Origin of the sequence: Vibrio sp. 16, from assembly GCF_963681195.1 — a bacterium.
GTDB lineage: Bacteria > Pseudomonadota > Gammaproteobacteria > Enterobacterales > Vibrionaceae > Vibrio > Vibrio sinaloensis_D.
In genome coordinates, this window is the sequence record NZ_OY808998.1 from 216,039 (window position 1) to 234,194 (window position 18,156).

Below are 18,156 nucleotides of genomic sequence, written 5' to 3' on the forward strand. Positions count from 1 at the left end.
TTGTACTGAGCAAAAGAAAAGAACGATCACTTGGCATCACGCGAGTAGAATACTTTTTAACTCATGCAGCGATTCAACCTGATAGTTTGGCCCAATCCCCGGAATATTGGCTGCTCCAGAATGGTTTAACCAGCACGTCTCAATGCCAAAATTGATCCCGCCCAGAATGTCTGAGTGAGGGTTGTCACCCACCATGAGTATTTTTGATTTGCATGGTGAGCCTATTTTCTCATGCGCATACTGGAAGATACCCACATCAGGTTTAGCCACTCCAACCTCTTCAGAGATGATCACGTGATCGAAATAGTGCGTCATCCCCGTACGCTCAAGACGAACAGCCTGGAGTTCGGTAAATCCGTTTGTAATGATGCCAAGCCTTGCTTTACCGTGCAGAGATTCAATCAATTCTTGCGCGCCCGGTAGCATGGTACAAATATCGGCCATTGCATCAAGAAATGCGCTGTTTAGCTCGCTGGTCGTCGTACCTAGTTTGTTTGCCCACTCGTTAAAGCGGGTATGTTTTAGCTCATCCGCGGTAATCTTTCCATCTTGGTAGTCAACCCATAGAGGCTTGTTAACCGTTTGATAGTGCGCAAAGTCTTGCTCTGTAAAATCAACCCCTTTGCGAGAAAACATCAATTGCATTCCCTTAAACGCATCAAAGTGGAATAAGGTTTCATCGGCATCGAACAGAATCCAATCGTACTTCATTTGTCTCTCCTAACGTTAAGCAACCAGTTTAATCCTTTTCAATCCAGTTGGAAACGAAGGGATGCAGTGATTAGCGACCGTTTTTCCTGTCACCTTCACTCACATATGCGAGCATGACGATGTGATGCATAGCCCAGAACGTAAGATTGACGTGATTAGTCAGCCAACAAGTGACGCAAAGCAAATTCATCCGCAACCAGAAAATGCACTATTGGCTTAAGAAAGAAAACCATTGGAGTCTGATATGAAACGTTTTTTCCCATCCAGTGTAATGCTTACTCCCTTTGTCGTTAAATACTATTCAGACGACGAACGAGACGACGATGAACTTGACCCCGTAGAAGACGTCGAGCAACCGCCCACAAGCGATGAATAGCCCGCTTTTATCGAGTAAACAATCATCCCCATCTAAACTCTTCATTTCATCGGGCTTGCCATTTATGAAACCCAAGCAAGCCCTGTCTACGACTTATCTATGAAACTGCGAGCTCGTTATTAGCGCACTCGCCTAAATTCAACTAGCCTAATGACGACAAATAGATAAGGAAAATCCCATGAAAAATGTTGCGGTCATACTCAGTGGCTCAGGTGTCTTTGACGGAGCGGAAATCCACGAAGCGGTGTTGGTGCTTTATGCGATTGAAAAAGAAGGGGCAAGCTGGCATTGCTTTGCTCCAAATATCGAACAGCTTCATGTCATCAACCACAAAACAGGCGAAGAAATGAGCGAAAGCCGAAACGTACTGGTTGAATCTGCGCGCATCGCACGGGGTAAAATCGAAGATGTCGCAAAACTCAACGTCGACGACTTTGATGCGCTTTTGTTGCCCGGCGGATTTGGAGCCGCGAAAAACCTCACCGATTTTGCCGTTAAAGGTGCAGAATGCAGTATCAATACTCATGTCGCCTCAGCATGTCGCGCCTTTGCCAACGCAGGTAAACCTGCCGGATATTTATGTATTGCTCCCGTTATCATACCGATGATTTATAAAGACCAAGTAAAAGGCACGATTGGAGCAGATGAAGCAACGGGTGTCGCGTTCAGCGCATTAGGTGGAGAACACATTGAATGTGCGGTGAATGACTATGTCTATGACCATGAGCGCAAGGTGCTTTCTACCCCCGCCTACATGTTGGCAGAAAACATTTCTCAAGCCGCGTCTGGGATTGAAAAGCTGGTCAGCAAGCTGGTAGAAATCGCATAAAACCACGTCAAATTATAAACGCCCATTAAGGTCACAATCTTAATGGGCGTTTTTTCGCTCAATTCACAACCAATTGTAATTATTGATAAAAATAGCAAATCTGTTGGTAAAACGATTGCATCAACGCACGAAATTTTAACAATATTATCAACGATAAATATGCAACAAGAGTTACATCACAGTTTTAGTCTCAAGCTACCACTTTTGGGTGAGAGATTTGCTCAAGATCAATTCTGCATCGTGAAATTTTATGCGAATCTAACTGCAACTCTTAAATCCTATAATAATGGAGTCATCCAATGACAAGTGCATTTTTCATCCCTACAGTAAACCTAATGGGTGCTGGTTGCCTAAAAGACGCAACTGACAGCATTCAATCTCAAGGCTTCAAAAAAGGTCTTATCGTTACAGACAAAATCTTGAACCAAATCGGTGTGGTAAAACAGGTGCAAGATCTACTAACTGAGCGAGCAGTTGAGACTGTAGTATTTGATGGCACACAACCAAACCCTACTATCGGCAACGTTAATGCTGGTTTGGCACTTCTAAAAGAACATCAATGTGATTTTGTTATTTCTCTTGGCGGTGGTTCTCCACACGATTGTGCGAAAGGCATTGCGCTTGTTGCCTCTAACGGCGGACAAATCGCAGATTACGAAGGCGTTGACCAATCAGCAAAACCAATGCTGCCACTTATCGCTATCAATACGACAGCGGGTACCGCTTCTGAAATGACACGTTTCTGCATCATCACAGATGAAGAGCGTCACATTAAGATGGCGATCGTAGACAAACACACAACACCATTGATTTCGGTAAACGATCCAGAATTAATGCTTGCAAAACCAGCGTCATTAACCGCTGCAACAGGTATGGACGCTCTAACTCACGCTGTGGAAGCGTACGTTTCTATTGCTGCGACACCAATCACTGATGCGGTTGCGATTAAAGCAATTGAGCTGATTCAAGCCCACCTACGTACAGCGGTTGAAAACGGCGATGACATCGAAGCTCGCGAGCAAATGGCTTACGCTCAGTTCATGGCAGGTATGGCATTCAACAATGCGTCACTGGGTTATGTTCACGCAATGGCGCACCAATTGGGTGGCTTCTACGACCTTCCACACGGCGTTTGTAACGCGATTCTTCTGCCTCATGTACAGCGCTACAATGCGCAAGTTTGCCCAGAACGTCTACGTGATGTCGCAAAAGCGATGGGTGTTGAAGTTGAAGGCATGACCGCTGAGCAAGGTGCAGAAGCCGCGATTGATGCGATTGTTGCTCTTGCGAAAGACGTGGGTATTCCTGCTGGTATCCAAGAGCTAGGTGCAAAAGCGGAAGACATCCCAACGCTTGCTGATAACGCGCTAAAAGACGCATGTGGCTTTACTAACCCTAAACAAGCGACTCACGAAGAAATCTCTGCCATCTTTACTGCAGCGATGTAACGCACTCTTTCTTTCCTTTACTCCAGTTCAACCTCCCTTCGGGGAGGTTTTTTTGTACTATCGTCTCCTTTAAACCGTACTACACTTTCTGAAACCACAGGAGGTGACCGATGAAACAACTGATTTTCCTTTTCTTTACGCTTATCAGCGCGGCAAGCATTGCTGGCGAAAATAAAATTTACAATGTAAATGGCAACGATTACGAAGGCTACTGGATGAAAGCTGGGGATGATGCCCCGTTGGTTTTGCTTGTTCACGACTGGGACGGACTCACTGACTACGAGATGAAACGGGCGAAAATGCTTTCCGATATGGGCTACAACGTATTCGCGGCTGATCTTTTCGGTAAAGGTGTGAGACCTACTGAAGTAAAAGACAAAAGACAACACACTGGCGAACTCTATAAAGATAGAGAGAAGCTCAGGGCTCTCATGCAAGGCAGTTTGGATTACGCGGCGTCTTTAGGTGGGAATGCTGATAATGTGGTTGTTATGGGGTACTGCTTCGGTGGAGCCGCTGTTTTAGAGTCTGCTCGCGCGGGGATGAAGGCTAAAGGCTTTGTCACCTTTCATGGCGGTTTAAGCACACCGGAAGGACAAAATTACCAATCAACTACCGCCCCTATCTTAGTTCTTCACGGTACTGCGGACTCAGCGATTCCAATGTCGCAATTTGCTCAGCTCGCGACCGAATTGGAAACACAAAAAATCGCCCATGAAATGATCACTTACAGTGGCGCCCCTCATGCCTTTACCGTGTTTGGTAGCGATCGCTATCGTGCCGATGCGGATAAGAAATCTTGGCAGCGATTTGGTGAGTTTTTACAGCAAAACACCCAATAAAAAAGAAGGCTAGAGATCGCTCTCTAGCCTTTGGTTAGTGCAATTTACCCTTTTTTAACGCCCACCTAAGGCGCAGAATCTACTTCAACCGGAAGATAATGTTTTGGCTCCAGTTTTAGCCATTCTGGCAGCACAGTACCAATTGAAATGGAAGACCACGTACCCGAAAGAATACCAATAAACATCGCCACAGCGAACCCTTCCAACGCATTGCCGCCCATTAACCACAATGCAGAGACCGTCATCAAGGTCGTGCCTGACGTCACCATAGTTCGGGAAAAGGTGGCGATAACCGCTTGATCATTGATGGTCTCGGTTGGCGTTGACTGTTTCGCTACCAGCAGCTCGCGAATTCGGTCAGCGATGATGATCGAGTCATTCAGTGAGTAGCCTAAAATCGCGAGTATGGCGGCGAACACCGTCAAGTTAAACTCCATTTGAGTCGCAGCGAAGAAGCCTAACACCAAAACCACATCATGAATCAACGCCAAGAGTGAACCACTCGCCAATCGCCATTCAAAGCGGAAGCAGAGATAGCCCAAGATACACATCATCGAGATAAGCAGCGCAAGTCCACCTTGATCAACAAGATCATCACCAACTTGAGAGCCAACCATACTGCTGCTGACCACCGACACGTGATGTGATACTTTACTCAGCACCTGATTAATATCAGGGATAGTTTGCCCCGCTTCTGGGATTGGATAGCGGATAACCCAGCGCCCTGCGTCATCAGAGTGGGTCACTGACGTAAATTCTCCGAGCTCTGGTTTGAGCGTGTTCAACAAATCATGGCTTGTTAAGCTCTTGTCCACTTGGACTTCTGTCACCATGCCGCCTGTGAAATCCAACCCCATATTGAGACCACGTGCGCCCAATGCGACAAGCGATACGATCATCAAGGCGACAGACACAATACTGGTGACGTAACGAATCTTACGGATGTTTTGTTTTAGAAATTCGACCATGATTAAACCCTCACATCGCGACGACTGTCACGTCCCCAAACTAAGTTGATAATTGCGCGAGATGCGAACACACCGCTAAACATACTGGTCAACAGACCTAGCCCCAAAGTCAGCGCAAAGCCTTGAATTGGACCATTACCAATTGAATAAAGCACGACTGCGGTAATCATGGTGGTGATATTGGCATCTAAGATGGTGCTTAACGCACTACCAAATCCCAAGTCTATGGATTGGGCAAATGTACGCCCTTCTGCGAGCTTGTCTTTGATTCGCTCAAAGATCAAAACGTTGGTGTCTACCGCCATACCTACTGTCAATACCAAGCCAGCGATACCAGGCAAGGTCAGTACTGCGCCAGGTAGCAGAGCGATAAGGCCGAGTAGACTCACCATATTGATCAACAGCGCGACGTTTGCCACCCAGCCTAGACGGCGATACCAAAGCGCCATAAAGGTTAAAGTCATCGCAAGGCCGAGCCCTAGAGCAGCAAAACCATTTTGAATGTTTTCTGCACCCAATGATGCGCCGATGGTTCTTTCCTCAACAATCGTGACTGGCGCAGTCAATGAACCCGCACGAAGTAGCAGAGCAAGATTCTGTGCATCTTCCATCGAGCCGGCGCCGGTAATTCGGAATTGGCTGCCTAGCTGCGATTGAATCGTCGCAACACTGATAACACGTTCACTGCGCTCGGTCTCACCTTTCGCATTGGTCGTGTACTCGCTGTAGACGGTCGCCATCGGTTTACCAATATGGCTACCAGAGAAATCACTCATGATCTTGCCACCAGCATGATCCAATGAGATGTTAACTTCTGAAAAACCCATCTTATCGATACCAGCACGCGCGTTCACAATGTGTTCACCCGTTAAGACGGCACGCTTGGCAAGCACCACATCGCGGCCATCATTATCTTGCAGCACAATGTCTCCGTAGCTCACCCCTTCCGATGGCGATTTTGCTTCGTGAAACGCCAAGGTCGCCGTGGCACCAATCACGTTCTTCGCTTGAGACGGGTCTTGAACGCCGGGTAGCTCAATTCGAATGCTGTGTTCACCTTGACGCTGCACCGCAGCTTCTGTGATACCCAACTCCTCTATACGATCACGCATGATTTTTAGGTTTTGCGTAATGGTAATGGTTTGGAATTCTGTCTTGTTCTGCTGGGTTGGTTTTACCGCCAGATAGTCGGAATGGCGTTTAACATCCCAGCCTGGATAATTCTGCTTGAGATAAGTTGCCACGCGAGAGAGTGACTCTCCAGCTTCACTCTTGACATCAAAACCGTCGACGCCAACCTGAGCAAATTTCACACCGCGAATACGCTCTTGACGAAGCATGTCTCGCATTTCGTCCATCAAAACGTTGCGCTGCTCTTCAAACGCTTTGTCGATATCAACATTCAGCAGAAATTGCACACCACCGCGCAAATCCAAACCCAGTTTGATCGGACTAAAGCCAAGCTCTCCCAACCACTCTGGTGCCACCGAAACGTAGGAGAAAGAGATCGAATCTTCTTTTCCAATCAAGGTATTTAGCACTTCACGTGCATGAGTTTGCTGAGTTTCATCTTCAAACACCAAGGTCGTGCTGTTGCCCTGCTGCACAATGCGATCGGCTTTGATATTGTGCTGATCTAAATAACGGTTTAGCTCCGCAGGGTTGTTGAGCACACCACCATCTTGTGACGTTGTCACCTGAATTGAGGGCTGTTCGCCATACCACGTAGGTATAGCACTCAGTGCTAACAGTACAATCGTGACGACAAGCACCACATATTTCCACGCAGAGTAACGATTCATCACTCGCGCACTTTTCGCCTTATTGGCCATATTTCGCTTCATAATTTTTCTTAGTATGTGTTCGCCCCTCCAACTTGCGTAAAGGGCGAAAATCGGCAATAGGTCGCCATTGACTTCTGCGTGAGAACGTCACGGAAGCATCAAAAACGACAAACTTGGAATGTCGCTAATAACATTAACGACTGGCTAGAATGGATTAAGCGAATTGGCTGTTTAGCGCGACGTAGAGGGCGTTAGACTCTTTCCAACCAGAAATGCGATGGCTGGATGTCAAGGCATCATCAACCCAGTACTCATTGGCTGGTAACGGGTGACAATAGGGTTTATAAGGGGAAGATGGATTGAGGTCAGCGAGACTAGACTCTGCTTGATTTGAGTCCGATTCGTCAGCAATGCGGCCAGACATCCCCCATCGGTTGAGGTTGATGATGGCAACAACATCAATCGTACCTTCCGACTGAGAAACAGGACTAGAACTGGAGTCTTGTGCTTTTCGAGATGCGTCAAAAAGAGCCTGAGCATCATTTTTTGATAGCGGTGCAAATTGGCTTGAAGAAGGGTCAAGTCGGGCGCCGATATCACTTTCAGTTTGGCTTAAATATGCCACTGCATGCGCTGGTAAAACCATCGCAAACAAAGCAAGCCAAAGAAGTGTTATCACCCGTTGGTACATTCACGTAACCTATCAAATCAATTACGTGGATAGTAGGCCCTCGAAAGCGCCGCGACAACTAAAATTATCTAAAACTTAAGCTTTCAGTTTTGATATAGCCTGCTAGCGGTAGAAAATCTCACCACTGCGTATGTCCAAGTAAATCTTATTTGCTTGTTTTAGACCTCCGCAATAAACGAAGTAAACATCACGCTCGTTAAAGGTGAGTGAGCGCATCCAGCCTTTAGTTTCTTCGAAGTCTTCTGGTGTGCACGTTTTGTCTTTGAGTAACTGATCGGTTTTCTTCACAAACATTTCAAAATGCGCTTTGAAATCATCGGAGTCTTCAATGTAACTGCTAACTGTTTCTCTGCGCTCGTCTTTGGTGATGGTAGGTGCTACCTCTAGTAGTTCGTCCATTGGAACCCACTCAGCCACTTCTGGACCGCCCTCTTCATACACATAGTACGCTGAGATTCTTCCCCAACCATCTTTCTTTTCAAGCACATGCAGTTTGTCACCACGGTAAACGACACTCTCAACAAACGCGCTATGGTCTGGCGACTCGCGCACACCTAACCTTTCGGGACTAACGTAGTAATCGGTAACAGGCGGCTTTGGCGGTTGAGGTTTTTCTTTGACGATGTTGAGCGGCTTTGTTGGCTCCTCGGCAGTTTCCATCTGACTTGCCAGTTCCGCATCTTGCTTGGGTTTAAGATAGAAAATGTAATATCCCCCTCCCGCACACGCAATACCGACCAGCAGCAAAACAACCATAATTATCTTTTTCATAGTGATGCCGATTCTTTTCCTATACTTATTACATCCTAACTTACGCTCACATTCAGATGAAATGGCTCTCGTTTACTTCTACTATAACGGCAGCTTGGCTCTGCACTTTACCCTTTCATGGCACTGCGGCACACTGCGATGCAAAGGCGTGGGATCAACTTGTCAAAATACAGCAGAAGATTGACGCCAGTTACAACCAACATGCCGAGAGATTTAACCGCCTTCTCCAATACCATCAACAGCAGCCCTTTTTGCACCAAGCATTCTCTTCACAAGAGCTCAATACACTTTGGGTCACAGGAACGCCAAGTGCAAAACAGAAATTTGAGCTGCAAATGGATTCTTCTCGACATCTAATTCAGGCGATCGACGAAGAGAGCCAACTCATATCTAGACTGGAGCAAAACGTGAAAGAGACGCGAACTCAATGGCGCGAACTTGGTGCCCACTGCCATGATGCACGCTACGCCACAAACAGCGTTATTAGTGATAACTACGTTAAAAGCAATGACGCCCTACTCGCAAGTTTAAGCGAATTACTGTCCAAATTAGCCACCATCCAGCATCGATACCGTCTAGAACTCTCTACGTTGACGGCGGTTTCTAAGCCACCACCCAACCGTTAGATACGCAGGAAAGTTTGTAACTTTCTGTGTCTTTTTTGATAAAAAACCACGCTTCCGACAAACCATCTCTATTTATTGTCATTTTCATCAATAGTTTATAAAAAATTCACATGATATTAATTATCATTTGCATAAATGTCATTTATCATTACCATTTATGGCACACCAACCATCCATATCTATCGCTTTGAAATTATCACTGTCTATTAAACACGTTGCCTTCATCTGGCTAGCTGGCATCTTACTTGCCATCACAAGTGTCGCGACCGTTTACTATTACGAATCCAAACAGATGGAAGCACAACTCGAACGACGCTTAGAGACGAAGATTCATGCTCTTGGCCAAACACTCGATTCGACGCGACATTTGATGTTTCTGACTCGTGCTTTTCTAGAAAACAGTAATCAGGCATCGCAACGGCAGTTTGAACAATTTCTCAGTGGTCAAACAGGAACAGATCGCGGTGTTCACTCGATTGTTTGGGCGCCTAAAACGGCCATCGAAGAGATTCCTCAGTTAGAAAAAGCCGCCGCAACGCATGGATTTCTTGGTTATCGAGTCGAGCCACCGATTGATCCGCAAACCCACTTGCCGACGTTTTTGCAAGGTTCTACCCTCCCTATCTACTACGTCTCGTCGATATTCGAAGCCAGCGATGACTTGGGAATGCGGCTCGAAAGCCGAACAGAGAACCTCTATGCAATCACACAATCGTTTAACCACAACAGAATTGGCGTGGCTCACTATGAACACGACAACCAGACAGGCATTCGACTGTTTCTACCGCTGTATACGGCCAACCAACAACTCAAAGGATGTTTGGTTGCCAATATCGTCCTACACGAACTCTTAGGCCTAACCTGGAAAGAGGACATTAATTCAGCCGACAGCCACATTTCGGTCTATTCAGAAGCCGCAGATAAAGTCATTTTCCAATCACATATCAATACGTCACTCAGTGATAAGAAGCTGTCCGAACGTACCGTCACACTTGAAAAGCCTTACTACAATGCGCTTTTTGACCAGCACTGGATAGTGTCCGTGTCAATGGTCGATAGGACGGGAAGTACCGCCATGTATGGCGCCACTCTGGTTGCACTGATTCTTGCTCTAACAGTAAGCGCGACACTGTCCGCCAACTTTTATGCGACGCGCCTAAAAGTCTCTGATCGCGTCATCGCAGAAAAAACCCAGTCACTCGCCATTCAAGCGGTTAAGGATAGCTTGACCGGTTTATCCAACCGAAGTGCCCTCGCGCAAGAGGTGGAACTGCGGCTAGCTCAACTCAAATTAGGACAAACCAAAGGATTTTCTATCCTGTTTATCGACCTAGATCGTTTTAAAGTCATCAATGACTCGATGGGCCACCTGCATGGCGATAGGTTGCTTCAACTTGTCGCCCAACGCTTAACCGCAAATTGTCGTAACCACGATGTAAGTTTTCGATTTGGCGGGGATGAATTTGTGATCTGTTTACCTGAGCTAACCGATAAGCAGAGAGTGAGTCAGATTTGCAAACGCTACGCCCAACTGCTCAGCCAACCATACATATTGGACGGTCAACGCTGTTACATAGGTGCCAGTATCGGCATTTCGATCGTTACTGATTACAATCGAAGCCTAACGGAGATTCTGCGCGAAGCCGATACCGCAATGTATCAAGCAAAGAGCTCCAGTCATGACAAAGTGGTTTTCTTTCACGAAACCATGTTTCAAAAAGCCAAGCAGAGATTCACGCTCGAACAAGAGCTGACCAACGCGCTGGCCTTGAAGCAGCTCTCGCTGGTTTACCAGCCTATCTACGAAACACAATCGGATGACATTGTTGGTTTTGAATCACTGCTCCGTTGGAATCATCCTAAGTTTGGCCACGTATCACCTGATGAGTTTATCCCGATCGCCGAAGAGACAGGGCTCATCATCTCGATTGGGGACTGGGTAGCGAAGGAATGCTGTAAAACTCTGCAACGCTTGTGGCACGACCCAGCCATTAAAGTGATGCCACGGATTAACATCAATGTCTCCGCCAAGCAGTTTGAGTCAGAACACATCTATAAAACGCTATCACGCTTATTAAATCATTGTGACTTTCCTGCTCACTTCATTGGCGTTGAGATCACAGAATCCATGCTTTTGAGTGACGACTGCAGCGCACAGCAACTGCAGCGAATCAAGGATCTTGGGATCACCCTCTATCTCGATGATTTCGGTACGGGTTATTCGTCACTTTCAGTCATCAATGACTATCCAGTAGACGTGATCAAGGTTGACCGCAGTTTTGTCAGCCGCATCGCACTTGGCCAAACCAACGCAGATAGCCTTTGCCAAGCCATCATCAACCTCGCCCATACCATAGATTTAAAAGTGGTCGCAGAAGGGGTCGAGACGCCACAACAACTGGCTATCTTGACTCAATATCAGTGTCACTATGTGCAGGGCTACCTAAAATCTAAACCAGTGAGCGTCTGTAAGCTTGAACAATGCTTAAATCAACAAAATCGACAAAGCGCATAAAAAAACCTGCATGAAGCAGGCTTTGGAAAGGGTAATCCGTGACTTAACCTAAGCGGTCACATTTGGCTGCACAGATAAAATCATTTTGGTGTAAGCCTTTAATCGAGTGACTCCACCAAGTTACCGTGACTTTGCCCCACTCAAGTAAAATGGATGGGTGATGGAACTCCTCTTCTGCCAGCTCAGACACTAAGTTCGCAAATGCCCACGCCAACTTGTAGTTCTTAAAGGTATAGACTTTTTCGAGTTGTGGAATGCCATCGCGTTCTAGCATCGTCCAGCCATCGAGTTCCGTTAAGAGCAGTCGTCGTTCTTCTTCACCTAATGCTACTGCACTGCTTGTGCACGCTTCGCATCGTAATTCATTAAGCATGTGTCACTTCCTTTGGTTCAAATAGTGGCGGCAAAAGCCCTGCCTTCATCGCTTGTTTAACATGGAACATCAAATCCATTTTGCTGAGTTTGTATAACTGTTCAATATCGTCGAGTACAAAGTATTCTGGCTGCATAATATCGATTCGATATGGCGTTCTTAACACCGTGTGTATATCAAATGATTCTCGCAGCGGCTTAGAATCTCTCAGGGCGTAATTAGTTTCTCCCGGAGAAGAAAGGATGCCCCCGCCATAAATCTTAAGTTGACCATTTTCACGCACCAAACCAAACTCGACCGTAAACCAATACAAGCGAGCGAGATAGACTCTCTCCTTTGCACTGGCCTCTTTGCCCAACATGCCGTAAGTCTGAGTAAACTCAGCAAACTGCGGATTGGTTAACATGGCACAGTGACCGAAGATTTCATGAAAAAAATCCGGCTCTTGTAAGTAGTCGAACTCTTCTCGGCTTCGCAAAAACGTCGCAACAGGAAATTTGCGATCCGCGAGTAACGCAAAAAAGCGGTCAAAGTTGATCAGTGCAGGCACAGGTTCGACTTGCCAACCTGTCTCCCTCAAAAGCACTTGGTTAATTTCTGGCAGCTGAGGAACACGCTCGATCGGTAAATCAAGCATTTGCAATCCATCCAAATACGCTTTACACGCGCTCTGTTCTATTAACGCCAGTTGCCGCGTAACGAGGTCATGCCAAATGGTATCTTCTTCTTGCGTCCATTCAACAAATCCTTGCTCATTCACTGGCTTAGATACGTACTGCGTCATTGCTATTTCCTTTAACAATTTCGTTACATAAAGCCTATCGCGATGAGTGATTGGTGACAATTTAACCCCCTACATCTGGGTCAAATTGCGTGTAACAATAATTTTACATTTGACATTTTTTCTCTTATTTATCAGCACTCTGAATATGGTCCATTTGTTTGACTTTGTATAAATTTCCAACAAGACTTAAACAACAACAAGGAAATCATCGACGAGGATGTCATGTCGCAGTGTGAAGTCAGTAACAACGAGCCGATCTGGGCTCCAAGCCCACAAAGAATTGAGTCTTCTAATCTTCAACAATTCATCAACCACGTTAAGATTCAAGGCCACAACATCAATAATTACAGAGATTTACATCAGTGGTCGGTCAAACAAAAGAAAGATTTTTGGTTGGAAATTTGGCAGTTTTGCGATGTCATTGGTTTTAAAGGCGACTGCATTCATGGCGAAGGATTGGCCCGCTGGGGGGAGTTTCAACCCAGCCGCGATACCATTTGGTTTCCTCAAGCGCAGCTAAACTACGCCGAAAATTTACTTGCTCAGGCCTTCCAAGCGCCTGACGATATCGCCATCTGGTTTAAGAACGAACGGGGCGAATCGCAAAAAACCACGTGGCAAGAACTGTGCGATCAAGTGTCGATTTTACAGCAATGGCTTATTCACAATGGCGTTGGCCAAGGCGATGTGGTTGCGGGTTACCTGCCGCACATGACGGAAACAGTTATCGCTATGTTGGCAACCACCAGCCTTGGGGCGATATGGACCTCTACCTCACCCGATTTTGGCGTCGAAAGTGTGACAGAACGTTTTGGTCAAGTGCAACCCAAGGTTCTGTTTTGCTGCAATGGCTATCAGTTCAACGGTAAAACCTTCAATATGGAGCACAAAAACCGAGAAATTGTCGCCTCATTGCCAAGCATCACCAATACCTGCCAAATTGATTACCTTCGTCAAGGCTTCACCGATTCCATGAGTAACGAAACGTTTTCTGATTGGGAAGCGATATTGGCAAGCTTTCTCCCTCGTGGCACCCATTATCAACGCATCGGGTTTAACGACCCTCTGTTTGTGCTCTACTCTTCGGGCACAACAGGGAAACCCAAATGTATCGTCCACTCTGTAGGCGGTACCATACTCAACCACTTAAAAGAGCATCAACTCCACTGCGATATTCAGCCAAAGGATAGGGTTTTCTATTACACCACCTGTGGATGGATGATGTGGAATTGGCATGTCTCTGCGTTGGCGAGTGGCGCAACCCTAGTGATCTTTGATGGCAGCCCGATGTACCCCAACCCAGATGTGCTTTGGCAACTGGCGGATGAAGCTAAAGTCAGCTTGTTTGGTACTTCTGCAAAATACTTAGAAGCATTAGAAAAAACAGCATTTAGACCCGCAGAGAGCTATGATCTATCGGCCCTTAAAACCCTCTGCTCCACCGGCTCGGTGCTTTACCCAAATCAATATGATTTCGTCTACTCCGACATCAAAGTCGACGTGCATTTGGCGTCTATCTCTGGCGGAACCGACATCTGCGGATGTTTTGTTTTGGGTAACCCCATTTCGCCCGTCTACCGTGGTGAGTGCCAAGGTCCGGGCTTAGGTATGGACGTCGCTGTCTACGATGAACACGGTATCGAAATTACGGGTAAACGAGGAGAGTTAGTCTGTAGAAACAGCTTCCCAAATCAGCCACTCGGTTTTTGGGGTGATACCGGAGAACGTTACCATGACGCGTACTGGAACAAGTTCGACAATACATGGCATCACGGGGATGACGTGGCACTGACCCAAAGCGGTGGCATGGTGTTTTACGGTCGAAGTGACACCACCCTAAACCCCGGCGGTGTGCGGATCGGGACGGCGGAAATCTATCAGCAAGTGAATGGACTCACCGAAATTAAAGATTCAATTGCCGTGTCACGACATGTGGATGGCGATGAAAAGATCGTGTTATTTGTTCAAATGGAGCCATCCCACGTTTTTGATGACGCTTTGCTTGAGCAGATATGTACCACGCTAAAGCAAAAATGCTCGCCAAGACATGTACCCAGTGAGATTTATCCGCTGAGCGAGATCCCTAAAACGAAATCTGGGAAGCTGGTGGAACTTGCCGTCAAGCAAGTACTGCATGGTCAAGAGGTTAAGAACAAAGGCGCGATCGCCAACCCAGCCGTACTGGAGGAAATCATTCAATACGCCAATTGATCAAAAAGCCCGGCTGAAAACGCCGGGCTTTGTGAGTAAATGCTGGTTTATTTTTTGGCAACAGCCATCAACACCTTGAGTGTACCTTGCGGAGTCTCTATCTCAAATGGGGTCGTTACGGTGACTTCTTCGAAGCCGACACTGGTCAGCACTTGCTCGACGTGTTCGTAAGTCATGCCGCCCACTTCATCTTGCTCTGACAACCAATCCCAATGCACAAAGTGATTTCCTTGGTCCAACAAGCTATAGATGATATCCGCAACGTCTGCGTAGTTAGGAAGAAAGCTACACACCGAAGACGCCACCACAAGGTCAAACTGATCACGAAACGCAGGGTGCATTGCAACCAGTCCACGGCTAAGAATATCCACCACTGGCTCGACGTTTTCTAGCTCTTTCCTATCGAGCTGCTCGATCATCGCTTCTGAGCTATCAAGCGCGACAATCTCTTTAGCCAATGGTGATAACTTTTGGCAAAGCAATCCCGTCCCACAACCAAAATCCAGAACGCGAGCGCCTTGAATATTAATGATATCTGACAACGATTCGAACGCTTTATTTGCGTATTCGCCGGTCGATTTTTCTTTGTCCCAATCTGCCGCGATATCATCCCAACTAGTAGCCATCATGATCTCCCTATAACTTCATTCATTTGGCATCGCCCAAGAGTATCAAAACTGCATGAAATTCCTAGCGTTTCGTTCCGCAAAACGGACAATCTGCGATTATTGTTATACTATCTGGCAAAAGATCTTTCATATCGACTAAACAATGAACTTATCTCAAATCGAAGCATTTTGTAGCGTCGCGGACACAGGTTCCGTATCGGAAGCCGCTCGTCAACTTGAGTGCAATCGCACCAAGCTCAGTATGGCAATCAAAGCGTTAGAGAAAGATTTGAGCATTGAACTGTTCGTCCGTAGCGGTAATCACTTGGCGCTGTCCGAAGCAGGAAAAGCAATCTACAAAGACTGTCAGAATCTACTGGTTACCGCGGCACGTATTCGCCAAACTTGCGCTCAAGTGTCCGGGGAGTTCAACGCCGAAGTATGGATAGCGCGTGATGATTCCCTACCTGACGAAATGTGGCATGAGCTCTCTCATAAACTTAATAACCGCTTTCCGGCAACCGCATTCAACATTGTGCTTGCATCCAGTGGTGACCTTGCCAACCTTGTTGCCACCCAACAGGTCGACTTTGCATTCGGAGTCGATTATGAACGAATCGATGATCCCCACATCACCTATCAGCCACTAGGGAAAATCCGCATGATGTCGGTGTGTCGCGCCGATCACCCCCTAAGTAAAATGCGCCGCGTGTCCGATGACGAGCTGCGTAACGCCATGCAAGCTGTCATGGTTTACCTAAATGAAAAAGACAACCCAGAACTTCAGCCGTTTTCTCTCAGACACATTGGGTTTTCCAGCTTTGATTACATGCTCAACACTATCTTGGAAGAAGAAGCATGGGGCGTGTTACCTGAGCCTTTGATTCGTCATTTGTTGAGAAAACAAAAGTTAGCGGTGATCAAACACACCTACGGTTTAACCCAAGAAGACTACTGCATGTTTACCGCGGCAGGCATGACTGAACACCCGGGTATGAGCTGGCTTGCGGACAAATTGAACGAATATTTGTTCGATTTCTAAACGGTCATTCTTCATTTTAAAAATATTTTGACGGTCAAAATCACTGACCGCCAAAATATTTGACACCAAATAAAACGCTTAACTCATTGAAACGTAAACACTTAGTTGAAACCACCTTTATCAATAACGAGCACTCATACCGATTGGGTTTGTTAAATGGTCAGAAATTCAGAAAACTATAGAGGTACTTTCCATTGAGATAATTTTATGTGTGCTAGGACAAGCTTAAACGAAAAACGAATACTGACCTTTTCAGCCCTTTTGGCCTCTGGCTTCGCGGGTGGTGGCTTGGTGCTTGGTTTGCTTGTCGGCTCGCTAGTGATTGTTTTTGATGGCGTCTATTCCTTAGTGAGTTTGCTGTTAACTTTATTGTCACTCGCTGTTTCTCGCTACATTGAGCGTCCATCCCTTAGCCAGTTTCCGTTTGGTAAAGCCATTCTTGAACCAGTGGTGATCGCCATTAAAGGCAGCGTGATTCTGTTGGTTGTGGGTTACTCACTTTACTCGGCTATTCAGTCCATGTTTACAGGCGGCCGTGAAGTCGACACCTCAATCGCGACCCTCTTTGGTTTGGTCAATGTCATCGGCTGTGGTTACGGTTGGTACTACATTGCCAACAAATCAAAACGTTTCTCTTCAGGATTGATTGAAGCAGAAGCAACCCAGTGGCAAATGGATACGCTCTTGAGTGTTGCGGTTACATTAGGCTTTATCGCAGCATGGCTCGTCTCGTTGTCATCGTACGCAGAATACGCCGTATATGCAGACCCAATGATGATGATTTTGATGTCTTTCTACTTCATTAAGGTGCCGTTTGATATGCTCAGAGAAGCGATGCGTGAGCTGCTGATGATGAAACCCAGTGACGATATCATTACCACTGTCGACGCCGAAGTCTCAGCATTAGACCAACAGGTTGAGCAACATCTGGAAGTCGCGGCTGTGACCAAAGTAGGACGAGAGCTTCGTGTCAATCTTGATGTTCACGCCAAAGGCTCACAAGTACCTGTGGCGGAGCTTGAGAAAACCCGCCGAGTGCTGAAAGACAAACTGTCTAAGCTCTCTTTGGATCTAAATCTGACGATGAACATTGCTAGTTAAGCCGCTTTATGCGGCTTTACTCTTTTAGGTTAAGAGCCATCGATAGAAACGCTTCGTCTTGCTCCACCACTTGATAACCCAATTTTTGATAAAGCGACGTCGCGCCACTGTTGATTACAAAGCTCGATAAGGTCACTTTCTCGCGGCCAGCACCTTTCGCCATTTGTTCGATCTGTGCCATGACTTGCTGACCAATGCATTTTCGTTGCTTATCAGGAAACACAATCAAAAAGTGTAAGTGAACCGCGTTTTCGTATGGCTTAAAACAGACCAAAGCGACTTGTTCTTCGTCTTTGACTACCCAATGAAACCAAGATGATTGGTAGTTGTTTTTCAATCGTTCGCGCTGAAAATCATCATCCCAGCCGAAGACCTTATCAACGTGAGTAAACAACCCTTGTTTCACTACATCAAACAGTCGCTCAAATTCATTCGTTTCGACCGTAACAAACTCTAACTTCATCCAAGTTCCTTCT

At 46.4% G+C, this 18,156-nt stretch carries 18 protein-coding genes; 9 read left to right on the plus strand and 9 right to left on the minus strand.

Annotated elements, in window-relative coordinates; genetic code table 11:
• Positions 1-36 precede the first annotated feature (36 nt).
• On the minus strand, positions 37-711 hold the full coding sequence (gene yjjG, locus U9J37_RS15225) for a pyrimidine 5'-nucleotidase (protein ID WP_005472289.1): 675 nt from the start codon (positions 709-711) through the stop codon (positions 37-39).
• A 244-nt stretch (positions 712-955) separates the two neighbouring features.
• Here yjjG and U9J37_RS15230 point away from each other — a divergent pair, with 244 nt between their 5' ends.
• The 4 genes from U9J37_RS15230 (at position 956) to U9J37_RS15245 (ending at position 4,206) form a co-directional block, all read left to right on the plus strand.
• On the plus strand, positions 956-1,087 hold the full coding sequence (locus U9J37_RS15230) for a hypothetical protein (protein ID WP_263280379.1): 132 nt from the start codon (positions 956-958) through the stop codon (positions 1,085-1,087).
• Positions 1,088-1,265: 178 nt separating this feature from the next.
• Positions 1,266-1,916: an isoprenoid biosynthesis glyoxalase ElbB gene (gene elbB / locus U9J37_RS15235; RefSeq protein WP_005472333.1), complete on the plus strand. Its 651-nt coding sequence runs from the start codon at positions 1,266-1,268 to the stop codon at positions 1,914-1,916.
• 299 nt (positions 1,917-2,215) lie between these two features.
• Positions 2,216-3,364, plus strand: a complete 1,149-nt coding sequence (yiaY, locus tag U9J37_RS15240) for an L-threonine dehydrogenase (RefSeq protein WP_005472429.1) — start codon at positions 2,216-2,218, stop codon at positions 3,362-3,364.
• 110 nt (positions 3,365-3,474) lie between these two features.
• Entirely contained in the window at positions 3,475-4,206 is a 732-nt protein-coding gene (locus U9J37_RS15245) for a dienelactone hydrolase family protein (protein ID WP_005472433.1), read from the plus strand.
• 65 nt (positions 4,207-4,271) lie between these two features.
• On the opposite strand, the gene secF is transcribed toward U9J37_RS15245, so the two are convergent.
• From secF to U9J37_RS15265, 4 genes are all read right to left on the minus strand, one after another.
• On the minus strand, positions 4,272-5,174 hold the full coding sequence (gene secF, locus U9J37_RS15250; RefSeq protein ID WP_005472394.1) for a protein translocase subunit SecF: 903 nt from the start codon (positions 5,172-5,174) through the stop codon (positions 4,272-4,274).
• Positions 5,175-5,176: 2 nt separating this feature from the next.
• The gene (secD, locus tag U9J37_RS15255; protein WP_005472381.1) at positions 5,177-7,006 is read right to left on the minus strand and encodes a protein translocase subunit SecD; all 1,830 of its coding nucleotides are present in this window, start codon (positions 7,004-7,006) and stop codon (positions 5,177-5,179) included.
• Positions 7,007-7,172: 166 nt separating this feature from the next.
• Positions 7,173-7,649, minus strand: a complete 477-nt coding sequence (locus U9J37_RS15260; protein WP_005472267.1) for a hypothetical protein — start codon at positions 7,647-7,649, stop codon at positions 7,173-7,175.
• A 102-nt stretch (positions 7,650-7,751) separates the two neighbouring features.
• Positions 7,752-8,420, minus strand: a complete 669-nt coding sequence (locus tag U9J37_RS15265; protein WP_198135493.1) for a hypothetical protein — start codon at positions 8,418-8,420, stop codon at positions 7,752-7,754.
• Positions 8,421-8,476: 56 nt separating this feature from the next.
• Here U9J37_RS15265 and U9J37_RS15270 point away from each other — a divergent pair, with 56 nt between their 5' ends.
• Together U9J37_RS15270 and U9J37_RS15275 are read left to right on the plus strand one after the other, a co-directional pair.
• Positions 8,477-9,046, plus strand: coding sequence for a hypothetical protein (locus U9J37_RS15270; protein ID WP_005472210.1), 570 nt, complete (start codon positions 8,477-8,479; stop codon positions 9,044-9,046).
• Between the two features lie 157 nt (positions 9,047-9,203).
• Positions 9,204-11,561: a bifunctional diguanylate cyclase/phosphodiesterase gene (locus tag U9J37_RS15275; protein WP_005472407.1), complete on the plus strand. Its 2,358-nt coding sequence runs from the start codon at positions 9,204-9,206 to the stop codon at positions 11,559-11,561.
• Between the two features lie 43 nt (positions 11,562-11,604).
• Here the strand turns inward: U9J37_RS15275 and U9J37_RS15280 are convergent, their stop codons facing one another.
• Together U9J37_RS15280 and phhA are read right to left on the minus strand one after the other, a co-directional pair.
• Complete coding sequence (locus U9J37_RS15280; RefSeq protein ID WP_005472312.1) at positions 11,605-11,934, minus strand: 4a-hydroxytetrahydrobiopterin dehydratase; 330 nt, start codon at positions 11,932-11,934, stop codon at positions 11,605-11,607.
• Entirely contained in the window at positions 11,927-12,718 is a 792-nt protein-coding gene (gene phhA, locus U9J37_RS15285; RefSeq protein ID WP_005472362.1) for a phenylalanine 4-monooxygenase, read from the minus strand. The genes U9J37_RS15280 and phhA overlap by 8 nt, the downstream gene beginning before the upstream one ends.
• A gap of 222 nt (positions 12,719-12,940) precedes the next feature.
• On the opposite strand from phhA, the gene U9J37_RS15290 reads away from it, so the two are divergent.
• The gene (locus U9J37_RS15290; protein ID WP_005472290.1) at positions 12,941-14,929 is read left to right on the plus strand and encodes an acetoacetate--CoA ligase; all 1,989 of its coding nucleotides are present in this window, start codon (positions 12,941-12,943) and stop codon (positions 14,927-14,929) included.
• A 47-nt stretch (positions 14,930-14,976) separates the two neighbouring features.
• Here the strand turns inward: U9J37_RS15290 and U9J37_RS15295 are convergent, their stop codons facing one another.
• Complete coding sequence (locus tag U9J37_RS15295) at positions 14,977-15,555, minus strand: class I SAM-dependent DNA methyltransferase (RefSeq protein ID WP_038141138.1); 579 nt, start codon at positions 15,553-15,555, stop codon at positions 14,977-14,979.
• A 145-nt stretch (positions 15,556-15,700) separates the two neighbouring features.
• Between U9J37_RS15295 and U9J37_RS15300 the strand changes: the two genes are divergently transcribed.
• Positions 15,701-16,579, plus strand: coding sequence for a LysR family transcriptional regulator (locus tag U9J37_RS15300; protein WP_005472238.1), 879 nt, complete (start codon positions 15,701-15,703; stop codon positions 16,577-16,579).
• Positions 16,580-16,786: 207 nt separating this feature from the next.
• Complete coding sequence (locus tag U9J37_RS15305; RefSeq protein WP_005472246.1) at positions 16,787-17,680, plus strand: cation diffusion facilitator family transporter; 894 nt, start codon at positions 16,787-16,789, stop codon at positions 17,678-17,680.
• Positions 17,681-17,696: 16 nt separating this feature from the next.
• On the opposite strand, the gene U9J37_RS15310 is transcribed toward U9J37_RS15305, so the two are convergent.
• A complete protein-coding gene (locus U9J37_RS15310) occupies positions 17,697-18,143 on the minus strand; it encodes a GNAT family N-acetyltransferase (protein WP_005472391.1) in 447 nt (148 codons plus the stop codon).
• Positions 18,144-18,156 lie beyond the last annotated feature (13 nt).

Excerpts from the sequence above, each read along its gene's own strand:
- yjjG (WP_005472289.1), bottom strand. The coding sequence starts at position 711 with ATGAAGTACGATTGGATTCTGTTCGATGCCGATGAAACCTTATTCCAC.
- U9J37_RS15230 (WP_263280379.1), top strand. The coding sequence starts at position 956 with ATGAAACGTTTTTTCCCATCCAGTGTAATGCTTACTCCCTTTGTCGTT.
- elbB (WP_005472333.1), top strand. The coding sequence starts at position 1,266 with ATGAAAAATGTTGCGGTCATACTCAGTGGCTCAGGTGTCTTTGACGGA.
- yiaY (WP_005472429.1), top strand. The coding sequence starts at position 2,216 with ATGACAAGTGCATTTTTCATCCCTACAGTAAACCTAATGGGTGCTGGT.
- U9J37_RS15245 (WP_005472433.1), top strand. The coding sequence starts at position 3,475 with ATGAAACAACTGATTTTCCTTTTCTTTACGCTTATCAGCGCGGCAAGC.
- secF (WP_005472394.1), bottom strand. The coding sequence starts at position 5,174 with ATGGTCGAATTTCTAAAACAAAACATCCGTAAGATTCGTTACGTCACC.
- secD (WP_005472381.1), bottom strand. The coding sequence starts at position 7,006 with ATGGCCAATAAGGCGAAAAGTGCGCGAGTGATGAATCGTTACTCTGCG.
- U9J37_RS15260 (WP_005472267.1), bottom strand. The coding sequence starts at position 7,649 with ATGTACCAACGGGTGATAACACTTCTTTGGCTTGCTTTGTTTGCGATG.
- U9J37_RS15265 (WP_198135493.1), bottom strand. The coding sequence starts at position 8,420 with ATGAAAAAGATAATTATGGTTGTTTTGCTGCTGGTCGGTATTGCGTGT.
- U9J37_RS15270 (WP_005472210.1), top strand. The coding sequence starts at position 8,477 with ATGAAATGGCTCTCGTTTACTTCTACTATAACGGCAGCTTGGCTCTGC.
- U9J37_RS15275 (WP_005472407.1), top strand. The coding sequence starts at position 9,204 with ATGGCACACCAACCATCCATATCTATCGCTTTGAAATTATCACTGTCT.
- U9J37_RS15280 (WP_005472312.1), bottom strand. The coding sequence starts at position 11,934 with ATGCTTAATGAATTACGATGCGAAGCGTGCACAAGCAGTGCAGTAGCA.
- phhA (WP_005472362.1), bottom strand. The coding sequence starts at position 12,718 with ATGACGCAGTACGTATCTAAGCCAGTGAATGAGCAAGGATTTGTTGAA.
- U9J37_RS15290 (WP_005472290.1), top strand. The coding sequence starts at position 12,941 with ATGTCGCAGTGTGAAGTCAGTAACAACGAGCCGATCTGGGCTCCAAGC.
- U9J37_RS15295 (WP_038141138.1), bottom strand. The coding sequence starts at position 15,555 with ATGGCTACTAGTTGGGATGATATCGCGGCAGATTGGGACAAAGAAAAA.
- U9J37_RS15300 (WP_005472238.1), top strand. The coding sequence starts at position 15,701 with ATGAACTTATCTCAAATCGAAGCATTTTGTAGCGTCGCGGACACAGGT.
- U9J37_RS15305 (WP_005472246.1), top strand. The coding sequence starts at position 16,787 with ATGTGTGCTAGGACAAGCTTAAACGAAAAACGAATACTGACCTTTTCA.
- U9J37_RS15310 (WP_005472391.1), bottom strand. The coding sequence starts at position 18,143 with ATGAAGTTAGAGTTTGTTACGGTCGAAACGAATGAATTTGAGCGACTG.